21 protein-coding genes are annotated in these 22,413 nt (G+C 62.3%); 16 read left to right on the top strand and 5 right to left on the bottom strand.

Annotated elements, in window-relative coordinates; genetic code table 11:
* The first annotated feature begins 54 nt into the window (after positions 1-54).
* The 8 genes from NIBR502772_RS11585 to NIBR502772_RS11550 are packed head-to-tail and all read left to right on the top strand — an operon-like array spanning position 55 to position 8,059.
* Complete coding sequence (locus NIBR502772_RS11585) at positions 55-894, top strand: SDR family oxidoreductase (protein WP_141140293.1); 840 nt, start codon at positions 55-57, stop codon at positions 892-894.
* A 6-nt stretch (positions 895-900) separates the two neighbouring features.
* Positions 901-1,968 carry a galactitol-1-phosphate 5-dehydrogenase gene (locus NIBR502772_RS11580; protein ID WP_141140292.1) on the top strand — a complete coding sequence of 356 codons (1,068 nt, stop codon included), beginning with the start codon at positions 901-903 and terminating at the stop codon, positions 1,966-1,968.
* A complete protein-coding gene (locus NIBR502772_RS11575) occupies positions 1,965-3,014 on the top strand; it encodes a zinc-dependent dehydrogenase (RefSeq protein ID WP_141140291.1) in 1,050 nt (349 codons plus the stop codon). The genes NIBR502772_RS11580 and NIBR502772_RS11575 overlap by 4 nt, the downstream gene beginning before the upstream one ends.
* A gap of 45 nt (positions 3,015-3,059) precedes the next feature.
* Positions 3,060-4,589: a glycerol kinase GlpK gene (gene glpK, locus NIBR502772_RS11570; protein ID WP_141140290.1), complete on the top strand. Its 1,530-nt coding sequence runs from the start codon at positions 3,060-3,062 to the stop codon at positions 4,587-4,589.
* 9 nt (positions 4,590-4,598) lie between these two features.
* Entirely contained in the window at positions 4,599-5,561 is a 963-nt protein-coding gene (locus NIBR502772_RS11565; RefSeq protein WP_141140289.1) for a shikimate dehydrogenase, read from the top strand.
* Positions 5,558-6,148: a glucose-6-phosphate isomerase gene (locus tag NIBR502772_RS11560; protein ID WP_011691657.1), complete on the top strand. Its 591-nt coding sequence runs from the start codon at positions 5,558-5,560 to the stop codon at positions 6,146-6,148. The genes NIBR502772_RS11565 and NIBR502772_RS11560 overlap by 4 nt, the downstream gene beginning before the upstream one ends.
* Positions 6,149-6,153: 5 nt before the next feature.
* On the top strand, positions 6,154-7,107 hold the full coding sequence (locus tag NIBR502772_RS11555; protein WP_246848476.1) for a phosphoglycerate dehydrogenase: 954 nt from the start codon (positions 6,154-6,156) through the stop codon (positions 7,105-7,107).
* Positions 7,108-7,129: 22 nt separating this feature from the next.
* On the top strand, positions 7,130-8,059 hold the full coding sequence (locus NIBR502772_RS11550; RefSeq protein ID WP_141140287.1) for a MurR/RpiR family transcriptional regulator: 930 nt from the start codon (positions 7,130-7,132) through the stop codon (positions 8,057-8,059).
* A gap of 225 nt (positions 8,060-8,284) precedes the next feature.
* On the opposite strand, the gene NIBR502772_RS11545 is transcribed toward NIBR502772_RS11550, so the two are convergent.
* Positions 8,285-9,064: an HAD family phosphatase gene (locus NIBR502772_RS11545; protein WP_246848475.1), complete on the bottom strand. Its 780-nt coding sequence runs from the start codon at positions 9,062-9,064 to the stop codon at positions 8,285-8,287.
* Between the two features lie 493 nt (positions 9,065-9,557).
* Between NIBR502772_RS11545 and NIBR502772_RS11540 the strand changes: the two genes are divergently transcribed.
* Entirely contained in the window at positions 9,558-9,806 is a 249-nt protein-coding gene (locus NIBR502772_RS11540) for a hypothetical protein (RefSeq protein WP_141140286.1), read from the top strand.
* On the opposite strand, the gene NIBR502772_RS11535 is transcribed toward NIBR502772_RS11540, so the two are convergent.
* Together NIBR502772_RS11535 and NIBR502772_RS11530 are read right to left on the bottom strand one after the other, a co-directional pair.
* Positions 9,803-10,543, bottom strand: coding sequence for an IclR family transcriptional regulator (locus NIBR502772_RS11535; protein WP_011691652.1), 741 nt, complete (start codon positions 10,541-10,543; stop codon positions 9,803-9,805). The genes NIBR502772_RS11540 and NIBR502772_RS11535 overlap by 4 nt on opposite strands.
* Positions 10,543-11,358, bottom strand: a complete 816-nt coding sequence (locus NIBR502772_RS11530) for an IclR family transcriptional regulator (protein WP_141140285.1) — start codon at positions 11,356-11,358, stop codon at positions 10,543-10,545. Before NIBR502772_RS11530 ends, NIBR502772_RS11535 begins: the two co-directional genes overlap by 1 nt.
* Before the next feature lie 187 nt (positions 11,359-11,545).
* Between NIBR502772_RS11530 and NIBR502772_RS11525 the strand changes: the two genes are divergently transcribed.
* From NIBR502772_RS11525 to NIBR502772_RS11505, 5 genes are all read left to right on the top strand, one after another.
* Positions 11,546-12,577, top strand: coding sequence for a zinc-binding dehydrogenase (locus NIBR502772_RS11525; protein ID WP_141140284.1), 1,032 nt, complete (start codon positions 11,546-11,548; stop codon positions 12,575-12,577).
* An 86-nt stretch (positions 12,578-12,663) separates the two neighbouring features.
* Entirely contained in the window at positions 12,664-13,557 is an 894-nt protein-coding gene (locus NIBR502772_RS11520) for a transketolase (protein ID WP_011691649.1), read from the top strand.
* The gene (locus tag NIBR502772_RS11515; RefSeq protein ID WP_141140283.1) at positions 13,554-14,486 is read left to right on the top strand and encodes a transketolase family protein; all 933 of its coding nucleotides are present in this window, start codon (positions 13,554-13,556) and stop codon (positions 14,484-14,486) included. The genes NIBR502772_RS11520 and NIBR502772_RS11515 overlap by 4 nt, the downstream gene beginning before the upstream one ends.
* 20 nt (positions 14,487-14,506) lie before the next feature.
* Entirely contained in the window at positions 14,507-15,604 is a 1,098-nt protein-coding gene (locus NIBR502772_RS11510; protein ID WP_141140282.1) for a 1-phosphofructokinase family hexose kinase, read from the top strand.
* Positions 15,605-15,640: 36 nt separating this feature from the next.
* A complete protein-coding gene (locus tag NIBR502772_RS11505) occupies positions 15,641-16,408 on the top strand; it encodes an SDR family NAD(P)-dependent oxidoreductase (RefSeq protein WP_141140281.1) in 768 nt (255 codons plus the stop codon).
* 199 nt (positions 16,409-16,607) lie between these two features.
* Here the strand turns inward: NIBR502772_RS11505 and NIBR502772_RS11500 are convergent, their stop codons facing one another.
* On the bottom strand, positions 16,608-17,639 hold the full coding sequence (locus NIBR502772_RS11500; protein WP_141140280.1) for a zinc-binding dehydrogenase: 1,032 nt from the start codon (positions 17,637-17,639) through the stop codon (positions 16,608-16,610).
* Positions 17,640-17,715: 76 nt separating this feature from the next.
* Positions 17,716-19,017, bottom strand: a complete 1,302-nt coding sequence (locus NIBR502772_RS11495; RefSeq protein WP_141140279.1) for an MFS transporter — start codon at positions 19,015-19,017, stop codon at positions 17,716-17,718.
* A 269-nt stretch (positions 19,018-19,286) separates the two neighbouring features.
* Here NIBR502772_RS11495 and NIBR502772_RS11490 point away from each other — a divergent pair, with 269 nt between their 5' ends.
* Positions 19,287-20,063, top strand: a complete 777-nt coding sequence (locus tag NIBR502772_RS11490; protein WP_141140278.1) for an SDR family oxidoreductase — start codon at positions 19,287-19,289, stop codon at positions 20,061-20,063.
* 104 nt (positions 20,064-20,167) lie between these two features.
* Entirely contained in the window at positions 20,168-21,649 is a 1,482-nt protein-coding gene (locus NIBR502772_RS11485; protein ID WP_168223527.1) for an NAD-dependent succinate-semialdehyde dehydrogenase, read from the top strand.
* Positions 21,650-22,413: the final 764 nt, after the last annotated feature.

Raw genomic sequence — 22,413 nt, 5'->3', positions numbered from 1 at the left:
CAGGCCCCCCAAACCTCACCACCACAGTTTCAAAAACCAACAGGAGAAATCACAATGAGCGAAACATACGTCCCCCAGACCGGAGTCGCCCTGGCCGGCAAAGTCGCCATCATCAGCGGCGCAGCTTCCGGAATCGGCGAAGCCGTCGCCCGGATCTTCGCAGCCAACGAAAGCAAGGTCCTCCTGGTCGACATCGACGAAGAACGACTCGAGAAGGTCACCGCAAGCATCCGCGGCTACGGCCGCGGGGACGTCCATTCCATTCTCGCCGACGTCACCGACGAACAGTCCGTAGTCGACCTGTTCGCGTGGGCCAAAACCAACTGGGGAAGTGTAGACCTGATCGTCAACAGCGCCGGTCGTGACTCACTGGCGCCGCCCGTCGTCGACGTCACCCTGGATGAGTGGAACAAGACCATGACTCCGAACCTGACCGCTGTCTTCCTGATGTGCAGGGAGGCCTTCCGGATCATGGAGAAGCAGGAAAACGGCGGCCGCATCATCAACATGGGATCGTCCTCCGCCCGTGTTGCCTCCGGCCCGGGCCACAGCCCCTACCGCGCCTCAAAGCACGGTCTGATGGGGTTCAGCAAGAACATCCTCCTGGAGGGCAAAGACAAGAAGATCGGCGTCACTGTCATCAACCCCTCCCATGTCAAGACTCCGATGACCGAGATCATCGACAAGGGTCTGTACGACGGCGACGTCCCGGCCTACATCGACGGCTGGCTCGACAAGAAGGAAATCGAGGAAGGTATCCACGCCAGCTGCATCGAAGTGGACAACGTTGCCGAAATCACCCTGTTCGTTGCCACCCGCACCCCGGACGTCACCATCCCCCAGATCGCGCTTTATCCCACGCACAAGGCCCACCGCTACGGCATGGAGGTCTAAGCTGCCATGAAGGCTGCAATCCTCAACGGACTCAACGACCTTGAATATGCGGACATTCCGGAGCCGGAACCGGTCGGCGAAAACCCTGTCCTGATCCGTGTCGGCGCCGTCGGCGTCTGCGGATCAGACGTCCTGCGCTACGGACACGGCAAGGCCTATCATTACCCTCTGGTGCTCGGACATGAATTTTCGGCCATCGTCGAGGAAGCCCCCGACAGCCCCCACCTGAGCGCCGGGGACCGGGCGGCCGTCTTCCCTTTGCTGCACAGGCACGGGGATCCCATGTCCGAAATCGGCGAATACGCTCTCGGCACCGGATACGACTACTTCGGGTCTCGACGTCACGGGGCAATGTCCGAACGGATGTGGGTTCCCGAACAAAGCATTTTCCGGGTTCCGAACGACATGCCCCTGACGCACGCGGCAATGGTCGAGCCCGCCGGGGTGGCCCTGCACGCAATGCTTAAAGTGCAGATCCCAACCCATGCCACCGCCCTCGTGATTGGGGCTGGCCCGATCGGCGCCCTGGCCGCTCAATGGCTGCGAATCCTTGGTTGCTCCCGCGTCTTGGTGGCGGACATCGACGACCGAAAGCTCGAGACCATGTCGCGGCTCGGTTTCGAAACCATTGACGCCAAGACCGGCGACACCGCAGATCTTGCCCGAGCAGCCACGGACGGCTGGGGCCCGCAGATCGTTGTCGAGGCCACCGGCAACCCGAAAGCGCTCATCCAGGCCATTGAATCAGCCTCGGTCCAGGGACAAGTCGTCCTGCTCGGTGACCTAAGTGGCGACCTGCACCTGGCCAAGGACACAGTCTCGTCCCTACTTCGGCGGGAACTGAGACTGTACGGGACGTGGAACGCCAAGGTCACCCCGAAGGGCCGCAGCGAATGGGACATGGTCATCGCCCACCTCGGCCGCGACCTGCACGTGGACGAACTGATCAGCCACGTCCGCCCCCTGGGCGAAGCACCGGCCGTGTTCCGCCGTCTTACGGACCGCTCCATCTGGTACAACAAGGTGCTCTTCGCCGTGGCCGCCGAGGCGCAGGAAGAGGTACGCACATCATGAAAGCCGCACGGCTTCACTCCCCCGGAAATATCACGGTCGATGACATCCCCAGACCGACAGCCGACGCGGGAGACATCATCATCAGAGTCCGGGCCGCTTCGATCTGCGGCACAGACCGTCGGATTGCCGCCAACGGGCATTTCAAGCTTCCGGAAGGGACTCCGCGTGTTCTTGGGCACGAGTTTGCCGGCGAGATTGTGGAGGCGGGCAGCGAGGTCACTGGTTACGCCGTCGGAGACCGCGTCAGTGTCACGCCCAACGTCGGCTGCGGAACGTGCCCCAACTGCCTCGTTGGGCTGAACAACATGTGCCCCTCCTATGAAGCCTTCGGCATCACCATGGACGGGGGCTTCCAGGAGTACGTCCGGATACCCCGCTTTGCCCTCAACCGAGGCAACGTGTTCCATCTGCCGGAGACTGTGGGCTATGCCGAGGCCGCACTGGTCGAACCACTCTCGTGCTGCTACAACGCGGTCAGCAAACTTGATGTCCGACCGGACTCCACCGTGCTGATCATGGGTGCCGGACCCATCGGGGCCTGTCACGTCATGCTGGCAAAGCTCTACGGCGCCCGGAAAGTCATCGTTTCGAACAACCGGCAACCGCGGCTCGACTTCGCGGGTACTCTCGGCGCCGATGTGCTGGTCAACCTCACCGAACGCGACCTGGCCACTGTCGTGGCCGAGGAAACCGGTGGTCTGGGAGTTGATGTTGCCCTGACCTGCGTCTCCAAGCCCGAGGTACAGGCTCAGGCCGTCGACCTGCTGGCAACGCACGGAAGAGTCAATTTCTTTGCCGGACTCGGCAAAGCGCAACCTGTTGCCCTTGACACCAACCGGGTCCACTACCAGGGCTTGACTCTGACCGGTACAACGGGTTCCAGCAATTCCGATTATGCATCAGCCCTCAGCCTCGTCGGGGAGGGCAGGCTGGACCTCTCGCCACTGATCAGCCAGACGTTCACACTGGATGACATCGAAAAGGCCATGGACTACGCCGGATCAGGCCAAGGGATGAAGGCCATGATCCTCTTCGAATCGAACTAAAGCGCTGCACCTCGAATCCGCAACGCACACAGAAATGGACCGGCGATGACAACGAAGTACATCATGGCGCTGGATGCCGGGACAACCGGTATCCGGGCAATCATCTATGACTCAAAGGTAGAGATCGTAGGCGAAGCGAGCCAGGAGTTCACCCAGATCTACCCCAAGCCGGGGTGGGTGGAACACGATCCCATGGAAATCTGGAATACACAACTGGCCGTGGCACGGCGTGCCCTTCAGGGAGCCGGGATCGATCCGCACGACATCGGTGCGATCGGCGTCACGAACCAGCGTGAAACCACAGTCGTCTGGGACAGGGACACGGGCAAGCCCATCATGAACGCCATCGTGTGGCAGGACAGGCGCACGGCCGGAGTATGCGACGGCCTCAAAGAGAAGGGTCTGGAGGAGCATGTCCGGTCCACGACCGGGCTGGTCATCGACGCCTACTTCTCCGGCACCAAAATCGCGTGGATCCTGGACAACGTCCCCGGTGCACGGGCCCGTGCGGAGGCCGGCGAGCTGTGCTTCGGCACCATCGACAGCTGGATCATTTGGAACCTGACTGCCGGGGCCGCGCATGTCACCGATTACTCCAACGCGGCGAGGACGATGCTCTTCGACATCAACACCCTGGACTGGGACGACAAACTCCTCGGTGAGCTGGGCGTACCCCGTCTAATGCTCCCCGACGTCCGGCCAAGCAGCGAAGTCTACGGACACACCTGCGACGGAATCTTTGCGGGCGCCCATATCCCGGTCGCCTCGGCAATCGGAGACCAGCAGGCGGCTCTGTTCGGGCAGGCGTGCTTCGACCGCGGCATGGTCAAGGCGACTTACGGCACCGGCGCCAGTCTGGTCATGAATACCGGCGACAAACCAGTCAGCTCGGCGAACGGAATGCTGACCACCATTGCCTGGGGAATCAACGGCGAAGTTGAATATGCGCTTGAAGGACTGATTTTCGTGGCCGCGGCGTCCATCCAATGGCTACGGGATGAGCTCCGGGTCATCTATGATTCGGCCGACAGTGAGTACGCCGCAATGCGGGTGGAGGATTCCGGCGGGGTATACGTTGTTCCCGCGTTCACCGGCCTGGCCGCGCCGTACTGGGACCCGTATGCCCGCGGCGCGATCCTCGGACTCACCCGTGGCTCGAGCCGCAACCACATCATCCGGGCCACGCTCGAATCCATTGCGTTCCAGATCAAGGACGTCATCAATTGCATGGAGGCCGATGCCGGACTCCCCGTCTCCGAAATCCGTGTCGACGGCGGTGCGGTGCGGAACAACTTCCTCATGCAGTTCCAGGCCGACATGGTCAACGTCCCGGTCCTCCGTCCCCGGCAAGTCGAATCCACGGCACGCGGAGCCGCGCTTCTGGCGGGCCTTGCCTGTGGGTTCTGGGCGAGCAAAGACGAACTGCGTGACACATTCGCACTTGACCGGGCCTTCACCCCGGACATGTCTGAAGAAAAACGCTCTGCCCTGTACGCCGGGTGGCAAAAGGCCGTCACCCGCGCCTGCAACTGGGAAGAGCACGAACCCGCCACCCCATCTACCACCAATCCCTAGGAGCGCCCTGTGACGCTACTGCCCGCCGTCGAACCGACGATGTACTTCATCGGTGTCACGACAAACAAATCCTCCATCATGAAAGTTTTCCCGGCGTGGGCAAAAGAGCTCGACCTTGACGCCAGCCTCAAGGGCATCGACCTTCCTTTGGGTGCTCCGCCGGAGGCCTACCGGGACGTCGTCGGATTCATAAAATCCGACCCAATGTCGCTCGGCGCACTCGTGACGACCCACAAGCTGGACATCGTCAGCGCAGCCCGGGACCTCTTCGACGAATTTGGCCCTGACGCACAGCTTCTCCATGAAATCAGCAGCATCAGCAAACGGTCCCCACTGTTGTGGGGCAATGCTATGGACGCCGTCACCAGCGGCCTGTCCCTGGAAGCCATCCTTCCCGAGAACTACTGGGAAGACTCGTCAGCGGACCTGGTGCTGCTCGGCGCGGGCGGCTCCTCGCTGGCCCTCACACTGTATCTGCATAAGCGGGCCGCTGCCGGCCTGCCGGGACCCAAAAAGATCATCGTCACCAATCGCCGGAACCTGCGGCTCGAGGAAATGCAGGCCATGCACGCCCGGCTCGGGAGCGCGCTGCCGATCACATACGTCCAGGCCACAGCTGGATCGACCAATGATGAAGTCGTCGCCAACGCATCCCCTGGATCGGTGATCATCAACGCCACGGGCTTGGGAAAGGACCGTCCGGGCTCGCCCTTGACGGACGGCGTCATTTTCCCCCAGGGGGCCATTGCCTGGGATTTCAACTACCGCGGAGACCTCGTCTTCCTGGATCAGGCCCGTGCACAACACCCGGAGCTCCAGGTCCGGGTCGAAGACGGCTGGGTCTACTTCATTCATGGCTGGACCAGAGTGATCGCCGACGTATTCGATATCGACATACCCACCCAGGGAGCGGATTTCGACCGTCTTTCCGACATTGCCCACACCGTATCCCAGAAGGAGAACCCCTCATGAACGCCTCCCCCGCAACCACCGTCAAAGCAGTAGTCACCGACTTCAATGTCACCACCGGACTGTCAACCACCAAGGCCCCCCTGCAGCGCCGACTGTCAGCAATGGCTGATATGTACGCCGACCAGGAAGCCGCGGACGCCCAGCTCGCCCAGGAGGACACACTTGTCTACGAGTTCTTCGACATGGGTGTGCCCTCGACCAGCGGCGACGTTGCCTACGGGACCAGCATCACCTATCCGGGAAAAGTAGGCGACGAATACCACATGACCAAGGGTCACTTCCATGAAGTCCTGGACACGGCGGAGATCTACTACTGCTTGAGCGGCCGCGGTTACATGCTGATGGAGAACCCCGAAGGTGACTGGCAGGCTGCCGAATTCACGCCCGGCCAGGCCGTGTACGTTCCGCGGCGCTACGCCCACCGAAGCATCAACGTCTCCGCCACGGAGCCCCTGGTCACATTCTTCGCATTCCCCGGGCACGCCGGACACGACTACGGAACCATTGAAACCAAGGGCTTCCGGAAACTATGCGTGGAGCGCGATGGCAAGGCGGAGTTCATTGACAACCCACGCTGGCAGGCCTGATGTCCATGGCTTCGCTGAACCTCACCGAGCCAGGCCGCAACGGCCGCATTGCAGTGACCCCCCGCTCCTTGTCAGACGGGGGGCACCCTGCCCTGCAGAAGCTGGAACGCGCAGGATACGAACTGGTTTATCCGTCTCCCGGTGCAGTGCCCAATGAAGATCAGATCCGCGCCGGCGTGTCGCAGTGCGTCGGCTACCTTGCGGGCACCGAACGCCTTTCCGGACAGGTACTGGAGGACCTTACTCGGCTGAAAGCCATCTCCCGGAACGGCGTCGGCGTGGATTCGATCGATGTCGAAGCGGCCGAGCGTCTGGGGATCAACGTACTCACCGCGCCAGGCGCCAACTCCCAGGGAGTAGCGGAACTTACCATCGCACTGATTCTGGCCGGGAGCCGCAGCATCCCCTGGCACGATGCCCAGCTGAAGTCGGGCCAATGGAACCGCCGGCCCGGCAATGAAGTGTCAGGGAAAGTCCTTGGTCTGATCGGATGCGGCCAGATCGGCCGGCGGGTTGCGACGATGGCGCTTGGACTAGGCATGAAGGTGATTGCCTTCGACGAATATCCCGTGACATCGTTCGCTCCTTCGCCCGACTTCTCATGGGCACCACGGGAGCGTGTTTTGTCATCGAGCCACGTCATATCGCTGCACACTCCGCCGTCCGGGCAACCGGTTCTCGGAGCCGCGGCAATCCGGCTGCTCCAATGGGGTACCGGCGTCATCAACACTGCGCGGGCATCCCTGATCGACGACGAGGCGCTGCTACAGGCTCTCGACTCCGGGCAGGTCGAGTATCTGGCCACCGACGTGTTCAGTTCCGAACCCCCTGCACCCAGCCGGCTGATTACGCACCCGAGGGTCATCACAACGCCGCACATCGGTGGATACACTAAGGAAAGCGTGGACCGGGCCACACAGGCCGCTGTGGACAACCTGCTTCACGCCCTCGCCACCTAGGGACTAGACCGGAGACTGCAATATGACGGAGACCATCACCGGCGGCGGACTGCTGCACCGGATCTCGGGGCGGCTGCCGTACCTCCCGCCTTCACTCCGCCAGGTCGCAGAAGCGGTGCTGAAGTCCCCGGAGCAAGCGCAAACCATGACCATCTCGGAACTGGCTGTGGCAGCCGGGGTCGGTGAGTCCACGGTGTCCCGATTCGTCAAGGAACTGGGCATTGACGGTTACAAATCAATGCTGCTGGGCCTGGCCGAAGCCACGTTTATTTCCAAGGCTGCCACGAGTGCCCGCACGGCAGATTCTGAGGTCGTATACGAAGGCGTCAACCGCGGCGACACAGCCGCTGAGATCGCGGGAAAGGTCGAGCGCAGCAGCGTCCAGTCCCTGCGGCGCACCGGTCAACGGCAGGATGTTGAGGCAATTCAGCGGGCTGTAGACCTGATCGATGCGTCGAACACCGTGATTTTCAGCTGCATGGGGTCGTCCAGCATTGCCGCCGAGGAAGCAGTCATGCGCTTCACCCGTGCCGGCAAGAAATGCATGCTTTACCGCGACACCACAATTCAGGTCATGCTGGCAGCGATCATTGGACCCGGTGATTTGCTGATCGGCATCAGCGACTCCGGGCGCAGCACCCCGATCATCGATGCGATGCATCTCGCTCGGCAACGTGGTGCGGCGACCATTGCCATCACCGGAGCCGAAGGTTCCCCGCTGCGCAATTACGCGGACGTTGTGCTCTATACGGCCACCGTCCCCAGTGGCGGGGAACTCTACGGGGAATCCGTGACGAGCAAGTGGGGGCAGTTGCTCGTCATCGACATCCTGTACGCAACCTATGCCAGCAGGCACTATGACGCGACAGTTGAACATCTCAAGCAGACTTACCAAAGCGCAATTCGCCAGTCACGAACCAGCCCCTCTGACTCTGCACAACACGCTGGCTGATGGGACACTGGCTGGCCGTCTTCAGAATTCTTCCGCCAGGCTGGTGCAGCGGCCTGATCGGGTTTCGCTCGGCCTGCTGGACCAGGCCTGCGTCGCACTGACCCTGGTGGACAGGCCGGTCCCGCCAGAAGCGAAGGATGGGTTCTCAAACGAGGGGCCGCGAGGTCGGCGTGTGCACGGACCAGCTCGCCTCGGCCGGAGACCCCCGATACGGCATTGGAACGCCTACCCAGTCGCTTTCGGGTTCCAGGGTTCCGCGGTGCTCCCGGTGAGGCGGGCGGGCTTGGAACTCTGTCCTGGCGCTGTCGTTGGCCGCCACTCCTCGACCCAACTTAGGAGGTCGGACGCCTCAAGCGAGTCACGAGTCAGGTGCGCCCAAGGTTGCTGGCCCGGAGTGGGAATGGCGATAACCTTCATTCCGGCGGAGCGTGCTGAAGCGGCGCCGGCCTCGGAATCCTCAATCGCAAGGCAATCCTTCGGATCCAGGTCCAGGGCGTCTGCTGCGGCGAGATAGACGTCGGGGGCCGGCTTCGGATGCGCGACCTCGTCGGCCGATACCGTGATGTCGAAACCTGCGCCGAAATCCCCACGAAGCAACGTGGTATCCAGTATGCGACGTGCCGAGTTGCTGGCCACTGCGGTAGCCACACGCAAGGAGGCGGCGGCGACAAAACGCCGCGCGCCTGGCATTGGCGCAGCAGATTGAGCGACCATGGTTATGTTCACCCGTAGTAACTGATCAATGACCCTGCCCGGATCTGATCCCGCACGACCGGCAATGAGCGGCCCGATTCGGCTCGCTGGAAGGCCGACCAGTTTGCGTTGAAATTCGGCGTCAAACAGGACCCCGTGGCTCTCGCTGACGCTACGTTGGGACAGCATCCACAATGATTCGGTATCCATCAGCAGCCCATCACAGTCAAAGACCACGCCGCGCGGCTGCCACAAGCCGAAAGCACGGCGAAACTCCGAAGGATCCTCCCGACTGTTCATCACAGGATTCACGGCAGTCACCTCTCCGTCCCAAGGGCGGCAGCTGCTCCCATCATCTTGCACGTGGTCATGATGGCAACGCCTCAGATTGCGCCTCGCACTGACAATTGTTCATTAAGCGCCTCTCTCTACCTAGTCCCTCGTCCTGGAGATGATGCCGGCCGAGGCGTGCCGGGAAGCAAGGAGCTCCGGCAAAAGTGCCACTGCGAGATCATCTGGATCGAAGGAAAATATAGAGTCTCATGGAACGGATACTACGTCCATTGTACGATAATAGTTGCCAGGAATCACCTTGCAGGCATCCTTCAAGTCGGACGGAATACTAAATGAATGGCTCCAACCCGCGAATTGTCCCTGACGCCCCAGGAGCTGCGCTGAGGAAGTATCTGTTCCAGGGCTCTGTTGGCCAGCCAATTACGGCTCAACTGGACATCTCCGGCTATGCGATGGCATCGGATGATCGGGAACACCACAGCACGTGGCCGAGCCATTGTGCGGTCGCCTGATGACGGGCCAAGTTCCTCTTGAGCCTGCTGACTGCGGCCCAAGCTTAGCGGCCGTTTACAGACCCGAACCTGGCGATCACGTCAAAATAGAGCGCGATGGTGCTGAGGTCCACTCAGGGGTTGTCGAGGTCGTCAGCGAGGATTTTCGAAAAGTGTGGCTGAAGGCCGAAGGCGTCAACCTGCGGCGACTGTTCGACATAAGCGAAGGCTACGAATTCGTCCTCTGCCCGACGGCGGCGCTCCCCTAGATCGCGGCCGAAATCTCCGCCGCAGCTTCCTTCAACAACGCCCCGTACTCGTCCTGATGCGGGACGATATCGTCGCGGAGCCCGGCGACGGACAACGCCCCACGCAATTCGCCCCGGGTGTCAAACAATGGCACGCCCAAAGCAGCAACTCCGATAGTGACGTCCTCGTCGGAGATACTGAAGCCACGGTCGCGGGTGAGCACGGCATCTGCTTCAATCTGGTGTGCTGTTACGAGGGTATGTGGGGTGAGTTTCTGCAACGGGGCCGCCGAAGTTACATGCCATCGAAGCGGCTCATCCCAGGCCAGGATGGCACGTGAGGCCGCGCCCGCATGCGGTGGAAGGGTTCCTCCGGGATTGAGGAGCAGGAGAGTGACCTTCGTACCCTTAACCCAATCCAGGCACGCAACCATCTGATGGCGGAGGGCACAAAGGTACACCGTCTGTCCGGTCTGTTCGTTCAGGCGGGCCATCGCCGGGCGGGCAGCGCGTACTTCCGGGATACCCTCAACAGCAGCGTCGGCAAGGTGCAGAATTTCAGTTCCCAACTGGGCACGGCCATCGTCCCGCAGCCCTATGAGGCCAACGTGTTGGAGGGCATCCAGCAACCGGTACACGCTGGGACGGGGCATCGATAGTTCATCGGCGATGTCCACCACCGACAGCGGACCGCGGTCCGCCAGCGCATTGAGCAGATCGGCGCTATTTGCCATGACGCGGATCGGTTTCGCGGCCACTAGACTGCCCTTCTTTCGTGGAGGTCCGGGGCGCTTTCCGTGGCGCGCAATGCGCCCAGTGCGCGACTGACGGTATCGGCCGCCGATTTGACGCTTGCGACGAGATCGTAGCCGCTGTGGAATACGCGATGCGTCTGCCCGCTGATGGACAGCGCGCCCACCACTGAACCCTTGTGGTTGAAGATCGGCGCGCCAACCCCCCCGATTCCCTGGCCCCAATCGTCGTGGGCCACGGCCACTCCAGCAGCAGCCGTTTCTGAAAGTTTTTCCCGCAGGCTTTCGGGGCTCGGGGCCACTGGTCCGAACAGGGGATCATCCGGCAGTTCCCGGAGGTAGCGTTCAACGATATCGGCAGATTCGAATGCCAGAATGGCACGCGGCGCGGCCCCCTGCCCCAGAGGCATTGACTCGCCCAGCCTCAGGTTGTGTATCTGGACATCGAGGCCGTCAATTCGGTCGATGCACACGGCACGAAGCCCTCTTCGGATACAGAGGAACGCAGTCTGACCGGTTTCTGCGTGGAGCCTCTCGAGCTCGGGCCTGGCGAGTTCGCGCAGATCCAGCTGCGACTCCAGCCTGGCACCGAGCCTGACAAATCCGAGACCCAGGCGCATCTTCCCTCGACGTGACCCAGGCTCGACCCATCCGATCATTTCTAGCGTTGAGAGGAGCCGATACAGGGAGCTGGCGGGCTCCCCGGTGCGTTCGGCGAGTTCATTCACTGAGAGTTCGCCGGCATCCGCTATGGCTTGGAGGACCAGGGCGGATTTTGTCACCAGGTTCATTCCACCGCTGGGGTCGACTGCTTCCGACATTGGAACCTCTCACGTAGCGGACATTCATTCATGAGTCACGATACGTATCGGGGTACCAAGACGCAAGATTTGGAACATTCCACCCCGCTGCGTTCCGAGTTATCACCGTGCGGATATTGCGTCCACTTGGTGGTAGCTTGAAGAGGCTAGCCCCAAAGAACAGTTCGGACATTCAAAGGAGCAGTCGATGTCGCCCTCAACCACCCTCACCACCGGAATCCGGGCCGCGGTTCTTTCCGCCGCCCACCATTTCGAGGTCCAGCATGTCCCGAAACCCAGTCCGGGCCCCGGCGCAGCCCTGGTCCGCGTGTCATACACCGGCATCTGCGGTTCCGACTTTCCAATTGTTGACGGCCGCCATCCCCGTGCCGCAATGCCACTCATCCTGGGGCATGAGATCACCGGCATTCTGGAGGAACCAGGCGGGAGCGGAATTCCCGCGGGCACGAGGGTCGCTGTCAATCCACTGTTGCCTTGCGGTCAGTGCGGTGCCTGCCTAAAAGGGCTGGGGCATGTCTGCCGGAACCTGCGCCTCCTGGGCATCGACGTCCCGGGCTCCATGACTGAAGTCCTGGCCGTTCCGGTGTCGAACCTCTTCGCGTTCTCCGCCGACGCGCCGGCGACCGAAGCGGCTCTGGCCGAACCCCTGGCCGTGGCGGTCCACGCCGTCCGTCGCTCGCGGATGGCACCGGGAGAGAAGGTACTAATCTTCGGTGCCGGGCCGATAGGAATCCTGGTGGCCCTCGTGGCGAGGTTTCGCGGCGCCAAGGATGTGCTCCTTGTCGAGCCAAGTGAGCAGCGCCGGCACATTGTTGAGGCACTCGGCTTCAGGGCCCTTGCTCCGCAGGACTCTCCGGTCGCTCGCGAAAATCGCGAGGCCACGGCGGACGTTGTGTTTGACTGCGCCGGGCACTCCAGTGTCACGCCGGCACTAACGGAGGCGGCGCCGGTTCGGGGACGCATCGTGATCGTCGCCGTGCACCACGGACCGGCCAATATCGATCTGCGTGAGCTCGCCTTTGCCGAGCAGGAAATCATCGGCGTCCGGGTTTACGAACCGGCCGATTTCGCCGAATCCGTGCAGCTCATCGGAAACCGGGCACTTGGACTCGCGGGAGTCCCGATATCCGAATATCCCCTCGAGGCCGTTGCCGATGCATTTGCGGAGGCGCGCTCCGCCGCCGGGGCAGTCAAGGTGATCGTGCGCAGCAACAATTAGATTCTTCTCATTCAATGGACAACCAGTCCGCATAACGGTAATCTCTTACTCACGACTTCCTGACTACGATCAATGAGGACAATGTCATGTCAACCAAACAAGAAATTCGTGCGACGACCGCCGAACTCCAAGAACTGGCCTCCCGCGGTCGATGGCACGTCCTCCAGACGGTGGCGGACGCCAAGGCCGGCCACATCGGTGGCCCGCTCTCGGCGATGGACCTGCTCGTTTACCTCTATTTCAACGAGCTTTCCGTTGACCCGCGCAACCCACAGGAACCGTCCCGGGACCGTTTCATCCTCTCTAAGGGCCACTGCGCCATCGGGTTATACGCCGTACTGGCATTGCGCGGGTATTTCCCGGTGGAGGAACTGGCCACCTTTGATCAAGGCGGTTCCCGGCTGCAGGGACACCCCGACATGAAACTGACGCCGGGCGTCGACTCATCCAGCGGCTCCTTGGGCCAGGGTCTGTCGGCGGGCGCCGGAATGGCCCTGGCCGCAAAGCGGCTGGGCGCCGATTTCCACACCTGGGTCATGCTGGGTGATGGCGAACTCGAAGAAGGCATGGTCTGGGAGGCAGTCCACACATGCCGCCGCTTCAAATTGGACAACCTGACCGCGGTCGTCGATCTCAACGGGCTCCAGCAATACGGCTGGCCGGTCTCGGAAGAAGGTGACCGCTTCGATCGCTCCAATCCGTGGGCCGGAGTGGACCTGACAGGAGTCTTCAGCAGCTTCGGCTGGAACGTCATCAACATCGACGGCCACGACTTCGACGAGATTCAGGCAGCATTCGATCGCGTCCGGGAACTGCGCGGATCCGACAAACCAACGGTGATTCTCGCTAAGACGACGAAGGGCAAGGGTGTGTCGTTCGCCGAAGGCACGTACAAGTGGCATAACGGCGTGGCCACTAAGGACCAGCTGACCACCGCAGCAGCAGAGCTCGGCCAGACATTCGAAGGAGAAGCAAAGTGAAGGCGCAACGCGACGTTTGGGGACAGACCCTTGTGGACCTCGCCCGTACGGACTTGCGGGTGGCCGTCGTGGACGGGGACCTCGCCACATCAACCAAAGCCGACCTTTTCGCAGACGCCTTCCCGGACCGCTTCTTCGAAATCGGTATAGCGGAACAGAACATGGTCGGTGTAGCGTTCGGTCTGTCTACGTTGGGCTTCCGACCATGGCTGTCCACGTTCGGCGTCTTCCTGACCCACCGCGCCCTCGATCCGATTCGCATGCTGGTGTCTCAGACCGGTGCGCCGGTGAAGATTGCCGCTTCCTACGCAGGGTTGCTCAACGGCAGCAGCGGCAAGACGCACCAGGACATCGAGGACCTTGCCATCATGCGGGCCATGCCGGGCATGACCGTAATCGCCCCGGCCGATGCCGTGGAAGCCGAGGCAGCAATCCGGTGGGCGGCGGAACACGAGGGCCCGGTATACCTGCGGCTTGCCCGGGACGCCGTCGCCGACGTCTTTAACCCTGGCTATTCCTTTGTCCAGGGGGCAGTCCATATCCTGCGCGAGGGCGACGGTGCCATCCTGGTCTCCACGGGCGTCCAGAGCTCCCGAGTGATGGATGCTGCCGGCCTGCTGGCGGCAGAGGGAATCGAGACGCGCGTCGTGCATGTTCCGTGTCTCAAGCCCCTGGACGAGGCGGCCCTGTTGACGGCCCTGTCCGGGCCTGCCCCGATCTTCACCATCGAAGAGCACAGCATTATCGGAGGACTCGGCGGGCTCGTTAGCGAGCTCGTCACCGGCACCACGCTTGGCAAGACTGTCACCCGACTTGGCTTGGCAGACGCCTGGTCCGAATCCGCTCCAAACGCGTACCTGCTCGACAAGTACGGGCTTTCGGCAGTGCGCGTCGCTGAGCAAGTCAGCCACGCCCTGGCCGACGACTAGCCAACGGGACGCTGATCCCTATGAGCCTCATCACTCAAAAGACCAGCCGCGCAGGAGAAGCCGCCCGGCACGGGGCGCTCAGCACCCGCCGAACCGGGAAGGAGTCAGAGCAAGAGACTGTCGGCAGACGGCAGGTCGTGGTGACACTGACTCCGTCCCCGGTGGTGGACCGTGTCTACTTCTTTGAAGATTTGGTGCCCGGGACCGTCAACCGGGCGCTCACTGTCGAGCAGTACTTGGGTGGAAACGGCATCAACGTCGCCCGCACCCTGCGGCTGGCCGGTAACCTCACCCGCGCGGTCGCGCCGGTATCGGCCAAGGATCCTTCCGGGCTGGAACTCATGCGCCGGGAGGGCGAGCTTATCCGCACGGTTCTCGTGTCGCCTCCCACGCGCATCAACACCGTGCTGGTTTCCTCGGACGGATCCACCACTAACGCCAATCAGAAGCCAGGACTCCTGCCGGAGGCCGAATGGCGGTCCGTGTGCGAGGCCACCCTGGATGAGCTCCGCACTTTGGACGCCGACTGGCTGGTCGTGGCGGGAGCCCTGCCCATGACAACCGACGGGAACCCTGTGGATCTTCGATGGCTGCTAGCGCAGGTCCAGCAGCTTGGGGTCAAAGTATGTCTGGATGTCAACGGTGCCGACCTGGGTCGCTGGGCTACGAGCGGCCTGGTTGACCTAGTGAAACCTAACCTACCGGAATTGGAGTCCGTCGCCGGGCGCCAATTGTCGACTCTCGGGGACGTTGTAGCGGCAGCCCGGGAACTCGTTAACGCAGGAGTCGGCACGGTCCTCGCCAGCATGGGCGCCGACGGTTTGATCGGGGTCTGCCCGAACGGTGTCCGATGGGCCCGCGTTCCAACAGCCCCGGTTATCAACACCACCGGCGCCGGCGACGCGGCCCTGGCGGGCTTCCTAAGTGAAGGAAGCACCATCACGGATGGTAACGGCGGAAGTCCCTGGACCATAGCGTTTTCCGCCGCCCTGGCACGATCCGCGGCCTGGGGAGCACTGGCTGTCGCCTGTTCGACAACCCTGCTCCAAAGCCTTAACGGAACTCCTGACGTCACCGTGCAGGAGCCTGATGCTACCTTCCGCCTCAACCATTACTGAGCCGTCACACATATAGTTCAAGGAGAAGCAACAATAATGAACGCTCCCACTACCGCCCTGATTACAGGCGGCGCGCAAGGAATCGGCGCGAAAGCGGCAAACACTCTCGCCAGTCGCGGCTGGCGCATTATCGTGGCCGACCTCAATGAAGGACCTGCCAAGGATCTCGCCGAGGAACTCAACAGGCAATACCCGGTGGGCTCCGCGCACTTGGGCTTCGGTGTGGACGTTGCCGACGAGGTAAGCGTCGATTCCCTCCATGCGGCTGTCGCGGACGAAACCGCACGGATCGACGGTTTGGTCAACTGTGCGGGAAATATCCTCCGGCAGCCGGCCGAGGCACTCGACATCGCCCAGTGGCGCCGACTCCTGGACATTCACCTGACCGGTTCCATGCTCATGGCCAAAACTTTCTATCCGATGCTCAAGGCCGCGCGTGGCTCCATTGTCAACATAGGTTCAGTTGGTTCCACCTTGGGGCTGCCAGGCCGGACTGCATACGCCACCGCCAAGACTGGCATGCTCGGCCTGACACGAACCCTGGCGGTTGAATGGGGTCGCCACGGCATCCGCGTCAATGCAGTGGCGCCTGGATACGTCAACACCGAGATGGTCCGCAGTGGCCTGCGAAACGGAACCCTTAGTGAAACGGCCCTCATCGGGCGCACTCCCCTGGGCCGGCTCGCGGAACCCGAGGAAATCGCCTCGGTCATCGCGTTCCTTCTGTCCCCCGACGCATCCTTTGTCCATGGGGAGCTAATCAAGATCGACGGCGGCCTCACCATCGATGGAACGTTCAGTTAGCTGTTAGCGCAGCTGAGTCAAGGCCATCGTCGAAAGGCGGGCGGAACTGGTTCCGCCCGCCTTTCGTGCGTCCTCGCCGATAGCTGGATCGCGGCAAGCACTACCCGTATGCGTCCTTCCACGGCAAAGCCGGATCCGTGCCTGCACATGTCCTGAGCCCGCTGGCCGCGGAGCCCCAAGGACCATTATTTTCGTGCCCCTAGGGCGCGACGGCTACTTTCGGCGCTATTCCTCGACCCACCTTCTCGAATGCCAGAGCAATATTCCGAAGCGGCACCACGTCCACCAGGAGATCGCCCAGGTCGGGTCGTTCCTGGAGAATGCGGAGGGCAAGCTGATAGTCAGCGCGATGTGAACTGTAGCTGGTGATGATGTTCAGTTCCTTACGCACGGCATCGTTGGCCGCCACCACCGGAGGGGAGCCGTACAAAGCGACCACCACGAGACGGCCCAGGACAGACAGCTCGCGGACGGCGTCGTCCAGTGCCGCGGCGGCGCCAGCCGCTTCGATCCAGACGTTCGGCCGGTAGCCGGGCGGCAGCTCCGCCACCAACTCAAGACCAAGCTGCGCCGCCAGTCCGGAGCGTGCAGCAACGTCGCGTTCCGGCCCCTTGAGTACAACGCGTGCGCCGAGGTGCTTGCACACCAGAGCCGCAAGTATGCCGATCGTGCCTGGGCCGCTGACCACCACGGTGTCGGCATGCGTGACGAGCCCGCGGCTGGCCACGGCCCGGGCTGCCACCGACAGTGGTTCCGTGAGAACCGCGGTCAGCGCAGGTATGTGTTCAGGTACCGGGATCAGCTGCGCAAACGGGATGCGGACAAAGCCGGCCGCCCCGCCGTCCTGCGAGAGGCCCAAGGTGAGCCTATGGGCGCAGCCGTTGGCATACTCCGATGCGCAGGCCGGGCAGTCGCCGCAACCAGACTGCGCCACCGCGACAACGCGTGTCCCTGGCACAATTGCTGACGATCCGTTTACTCGGACCACAGTTCCCACAATCTCGTGTCCCAGCACGGTGCCGCAACGTACCCAGTCGTACCCGTCATCGCCATTCCAGATATGCAGGTCGGATCCGCACAGTCCGCAGTACTCGGTCCGGACCAGGACCTCGCCAGGGCCAGGAACTGGGAGGTCCTGTTCGAATACGCGGATGCTGCGGGGCTGCAGGGAAGTACGGACAGCGGCGGGCGCCGACGTCGGGAGGGGCAGCGACTTGGTAGATATGCTCATGATGAATCCTTCCGGAAACGAAAGTTCCCGGCGCGCCATGGGCGACGCCGGGAACGTAAAGCGGTAAACGGGCGAGCTAAATCTGATCCAATGGGACGCCTTTGTTGTTTTTCCAAGTAAGAACGACAGCACTGGATACAGCTGCGACAGCGATGACGTAGACGTTGAATATCCAACCAGATCCGATCGAGTACAACCATGTACTCAGGTAGGACGCCGTTCCGCCGCAGACAGCAACACCCAGTGAGATTGAGACTCCGAAAATGCGGGTACGGTATCGTGTCGGGATCTGCTCGGAGATGGCGGCTGGTTTAGACCCTGTGATGAACGCAACCAGCAACAGTCCGACAGTCTGAGCCACCAGCAACGTCCAAGGCTCACTCGACATCAGACCCCATAGGGGGAAAACGGTGGCTGCAATACCGACCAGGGAGATCAGGGTCGTTGCCTTGCGGCCCCAGTGGTCCGAGATCCATCCCGAAACCGGCAGGAACGCAATGTACACCACTTGTGCGATCACGCTCATGAAGAAAGCCTGACCCGGATCCATCCCCTTGACGCCAATGGCATAGATCGCCGCCGAGGTCACCCAGGTGTAATAGGTCAAAGTGGAGCCTGCCTCGTACAGGAACAGCTTGACCCCGGCCCGGAAGACTTGTCGGGGACTCCATGGCGTTGCCGCGCTGCCGCCGGGGGCGGTGGCCACGTGCTCGCTTTCCATCATGCCCCGGCGCAACCACAATGCAGCCACTGCGAGCAAGGCTCCAGCGGCGAAGGGTAACCGCCATCCCCACTCCATCATTTCAGTTTTGCTGAGGACGCCAGTTAGGAGTGCCATGAAGAAGGTAGCGAGTAGGGAGCCGGAGCCTACGGCTATGAAGACTGTGCTGGACCACAGGCCGCGTCGCTTGGGCGGGGCAATCTCCGCGATATATGCGTACGACGTCGTTGCCTCTCCGCCGTGGGCAAAGCCCTGGACCAGTCGTGCCACAAGCAGCAGGAAGGAGGCCCAACTGCCGATCGACGCGTAGGACGGAATCAGGGCAATTCCCAAACTCGCACCAGCCATGAGGAACATGGTGGTGAGCAGCACTTTACGACGTCCCCATTTATCGGCCAGGGGACCAAAAACGAGTCCACCGATGGGCCGCATGAGGAAGCCGACGGCAAAGACAGCCAGTGTGCTGAGGAGTGACGACATCGGGTTGCCGGAGTTAAAGAGACTGCCCGCCAGGTATACGGACGCAACCGTGTAAATGGTCCAGTCGAACCATTCGAGCAGGTTACCTACGCCCGTGGCGAGCAAGGATTTACGTTGAAGCCGGATGCGTCCGGGGGCTGTCTGGGGTTGGGCTGGATTCTGCTCAACAATCGTCATTGAATGCTCCCGCGTTGGAAAGCCACGCGCAGTGGCTTGACTCGGTTGATACCAAGCACGAATTGATCTGTCTTGCCGCAGCAGAGGATCCAGACCACTCCTGAACTTGGAGGGTGCCGGAGGGGCACACCATCTAGGCTCAACATCACCATGCGGACATATTGTCTGTCAAGTGATAACTTAGATCGGTCGGGAAGTCCCACGGCCGGGTCACGGACGCAACGAGGCAGAGAACTGCGACCACGGCTCTCAACTTTTGGAGGAAAATCATGGAGAGAAATCTTAAGGGCCGGGTGGCCCTCGTCACGGGGGCCAGCAGCGGAATCGGTGCCAGCGTAGTCCGCCGGTTCCTAGCAGCCGGCGCCCGGGTACATGGCGTAGCCCGTCGGCAGGAAGCCCTGAATGCGGTAAGCCCTGAACATCTTCTCAGCGGACAGTTTGTGGCGCATGCCCTGGACGTCTCGGACACGGCCGGGGCCCGGGCCCTCGCCCAGCGGCTCTCAGTCGAGGATCCCATCGACACCCTCATCTGCGCGGCCGGCACTAACGTTCCGCGCCGGCGCTTCGCGGAGCTTGACGACGAAAGCTTCGATCACATCATGAAGATCAACGTCTACGGAGTTTTCACCCTGTTGTCCGCTACCCTGGATCAGTTGCGTGAAAAGCACGGCGACGTCGTCATAATCTCGAGTATTGCTGCGAGCTGGCCCGACCACAGTGGTGCAGCTTACGGGGCGTCGAAGTCCGCACTTCTGGGTCTCGCCCGAGGCGCCTCCCGGGACGAGCACGGTAACGGCATCCGGGTGTGCAGCATCCTGCCTGGAATCGTAGACACCCCCATCCTTGACCTGCGTCCGAGCCCGCCACCCCGGGAGGTCAGAGACTGGGCAGTCCATCCGGACGACGTTGCCGAGGCGGCATATTGCGCAGTTAGCCTGCCACCCCGTACCAATATCGCCGAGATAAGTGTCGTGGCCACGCGGCTGCAGTCCCTGGGCAACACCCAGGCAGCGACGCCGGAGCTGCCCCTTAGCATGCGCAGCTGAGCACCCGTTGGCCAGGTGTGCGCATACTCCCTCGGCGGCGGACTGGCCATCGCCCATTTCATGCGCCCTAGGCGCGATGCCACCCACTGGATGATGGAAAACAATTGTCCATAACCCATAACCAAGAGGATCCGCTGTTGGCCTCTGTTCCGACCGGGCTCCTAATCAACGGGCAGTGGCGCCCGGCGGCGTCGGGTAAGACGTTCGACGTCGAAGACCCCGCCACCGGCAAGGCCCTCATGGCCATCGCTGACGCAGGAGTCCACGACAGCCTCGCGGCCCTGGACGCGGCCGCTGCCGCGCAGGGCACCTGGGCGAAGGTTCCGGCGCGTGAACGCGGGGAGATACTGCGCCGCGCCTTCGAGCTCGTCACCGCCCGCGCCGAGGACTTCGCTCTGCTCATGACCCTGGAAATGGGCAAACCACTGGCCGAGGCCCGAGGCGAGGTCACCTACGCCGCCGAATTCCTGCGCTGGTTCGCAGAAGAAGCCGTCCGCACCTCCGGCCGCTACTCGGTCTCCCCGGAGGGCAAATCCCGGCTCCTGGTCACCAAGAAGCCCGTGGGTCCCTGCCTGCTGATCACCCCGTGGAACTTCCCGCTGGCCATGACCACCCGGAAGATCGCCCCCGCCGTCGCCGCCGGCTGCACCATGATCCTCAAACCCGCCAAACTCACACCACTGACCTCCCAGCTCCTCGCCGCGCTCATGCAGGAAGCCGGACTGCCCGCCGGTGTCCTGAATGTCATCCCGTCCACCACCGCGGGCGCCACCACCGGTCCGCTCATCAAGGACACCCGGCTCCGCAAGCTCTCCTTCACCGGATCCACCGAGATCGGCCGCCGCCTGCTCGCCGACGCCTCCGAAACCGTGCTGCGCACCTCGATGGAACTCGGCGGCAACGCCCCGTTCATCGTCTTCGAAGACGCCGACATCGACGCCGCCGTCACCGGAGCGATGCTCGCCAAGCTGCGGAACATGGGCGAGGCCTGCACCGCCGCGAACCGGTTCATCGTCCACAAGTCCGTGGCAACCCAATTCATCGAAAAATTCGCCGTGAAAATGGCCGACATGACGACGGCCCGCGGCACGGAGCCGGAGTCCAAGGTCGGTCCCCTGATCGATGCGAAGAGCAGGGACAAAGTCCACGAACTCGTCACGGACGCCATCGACTCCGGCGCCGCCGCCGTGATCGGCGGCCGACCCGTGGACGGCCCGGGCTACTTCTACGAGCCCACCATCCTCACTGGCGTCACCGAAGGCACCCGCATCCTGTCCGAGGAAATCTTCGGACCCGTCGCCCCGATCATCACCTTCACCACCGAGGACGAGGCCGTCCGGCTCGCGAACAACACCGAGTACGGGCTGGTGGCGTACGTCTTCACCCGCGACCTGAACCGCGGCATCCGGATGGGCGAACGGCTCGAGACCGGCATGCTCGGCCTCAACACCGGCGTCATCTCCAACGCCGCCGCACCCTTCGGCGGCATCAAACAATCCGGGCTCGGCCGCGAAGGCGGCCACGAAGGCATCGAGGAATACCTCTACACCCAATACATAGGCGTAGCTGACCCTTACGCCAGCTAGTTCAGCGGAAAGGCTGCACAAGCCGCCAGGGTCTCCCACGCTCGCAACGGAGAGGCTCTGGCTTTCTCTGTTCCTGGTAACAATCCCACGTCCGAATCACGACGTTGATTCTCTTCACGAGGCCCGTTCCGTGTTAAACGGACGACGTTGAGTGGCGCTCGAATGAATCGTTCCATCTCCGCGTCGCCGGATGGTCGTACCGCTTCGATCGCCGTATGGCGGATCCGCCTGTCAAGCTGTGTCGCCAGTTCCTTCCAGTTGTTCGAGTTCTATCCACCCTAGAGATCCCGCGTCCGCGCTTCTGTCAATCGTGCCGCCTTGCTCCCGCACCTCCATGAACCACCAGAGGCAACGTCATTCTGATCCCCATCATCGCTGGGCGGGTCCTGCACGCAATCAGGGCGCTGTGCGCCGCTCACGATCCAAAGTTTCGTTCGGCGCTCCTCCGTCGCTTATTTCCTCGCGAAACTTTGAACCGTTCCCGGTTCCCCAAGTTGCACTCCGGACCCTCAAACCCAGCGGTGACTCCGATATCAGAACGACGCCGAAATCTGACAGAAACATCGGTGGCGTCAACGGAATCAACCAAACCAGGACGGCCCCCGGAAGAAGAGTCCGGATCCCACACACCTGGACTCTGCCCACGGATCGTAGGCCAGCCATAAATACCCCAAAGAGGTTCCCGCTGAACCCGGAACGTCCTACGAAACCGACGGTCTGGGCCGCAAGGTCATGTCGCCTGCAACAGAGAACTGCATGAAGTG

This window comes from Pseudarthrobacter sp. NIBRBAC000502772 (genome assembly GCF_006517235.1).
In the GTDB taxonomy this organism is placed as follows: Bacteria; Actinomycetota; Actinomycetes; order Actinomycetales; family Micrococcaceae; genus Arthrobacter.
This window is presented reverse-complemented; position numbering and strand designations above follow the sequence as displayed.

Bases quoted from the DNA above. Each gene is read 5' to 3' on its own strand.
- NIBR502772_RS11585 (WP_141140293.1), top strand. From the start codon at position 55: ATGAGCGAAACATACGTCCCCCAGACCGGAGTCGCCCTGGCCGGCAAA.
- NIBR502772_RS11580 (WP_141140292.1), top strand. From the start codon at position 901: ATGAAGGCTGCAATCCTCAACGGACTCAACGACCTTGAATATGCGGAC.
- NIBR502772_RS11575 (WP_141140291.1), top strand. From the start codon at position 1,965: ATGAAAGCCGCACGGCTTCACTCCCCCGGAAATATCACGGTCGATGAC.
- glpK (WP_141140290.1), top strand. From the start codon at position 3,060: ATGACAACGAAGTACATCATGGCGCTGGATGCCGGGACAACCGGTATC.
- NIBR502772_RS11560 (WP_011691657.1), top strand. From the start codon at position 5,558: ATGAACGCCTCCCCCGCAACCACCGTCAAAGCAGTAGTCACCGACTTC.
- NIBR502772_RS11555 (WP_246848476.1), top strand. From the start codon at position 6,154: ATGGCTTCGCTGAACCTCACCGAGCCAGGCCGCAACGGCCGCATTGCA.
- NIBR502772_RS11550 (WP_141140287.1), top strand. From the start codon at position 7,130: ATGACGGAGACCATCACCGGCGGCGGACTGCTGCACCGGATCTCGGGG.
- NIBR502772_RS11540 (WP_141140286.1), top strand. From the start codon at position 9,558: ATGACGGGCCAAGTTCCTCTTGAGCCTGCTGACTGCGGCCCAAGCTTA.
- NIBR502772_RS11530 (WP_141140285.1), bottom strand. From the start codon at position 11,358: ATGTCGGAAGCAGTCGACCCCAGCGGTGGAATGAACCTGGTGACAAAA.
- NIBR502772_RS11525 (WP_141140284.1), top strand. From the start codon at position 11,546: ATGTCGCCCTCAACCACCCTCACCACCGGAATCCGGGCCGCGGTTCTT.
- NIBR502772_RS11520 (WP_011691649.1), top strand. From the start codon at position 12,664: ATGTCAACCAAACAAGAAATTCGTGCGACGACCGCCGAACTCCAAGAA.
- NIBR502772_RS11510 (WP_141140282.1), top strand. From the start codon at position 14,507: ATGAGCCTCATCACTCAAAAGACCAGCCGCGCAGGAGAAGCCGCCCGG.
- NIBR502772_RS11505 (WP_141140281.1), top strand. From the start codon at position 15,641: ATGAACGCTCCCACTACCGCCCTGATTACAGGCGGCGCGCAAGGAATC.
- NIBR502772_RS11500 (WP_141140280.1), bottom strand. From the start codon at position 17,639: ATGAGCATATCTACCAAGTCGCTGCCCCTCCCGACGTCGGCGCCCGCC.
- NIBR502772_RS11495 (WP_141140279.1), bottom strand. From the start codon at position 19,017: ATGACGATTGTTGAGCAGAATCCAGCCCAACCCCAGACAGCCCCCGGA.
- NIBR502772_RS11490 (WP_141140278.1), top strand. From the start codon at position 19,287: ATGGAGAGAAATCTTAAGGGCCGGGTGGCCCTCGTCACGGGGGCCAGC.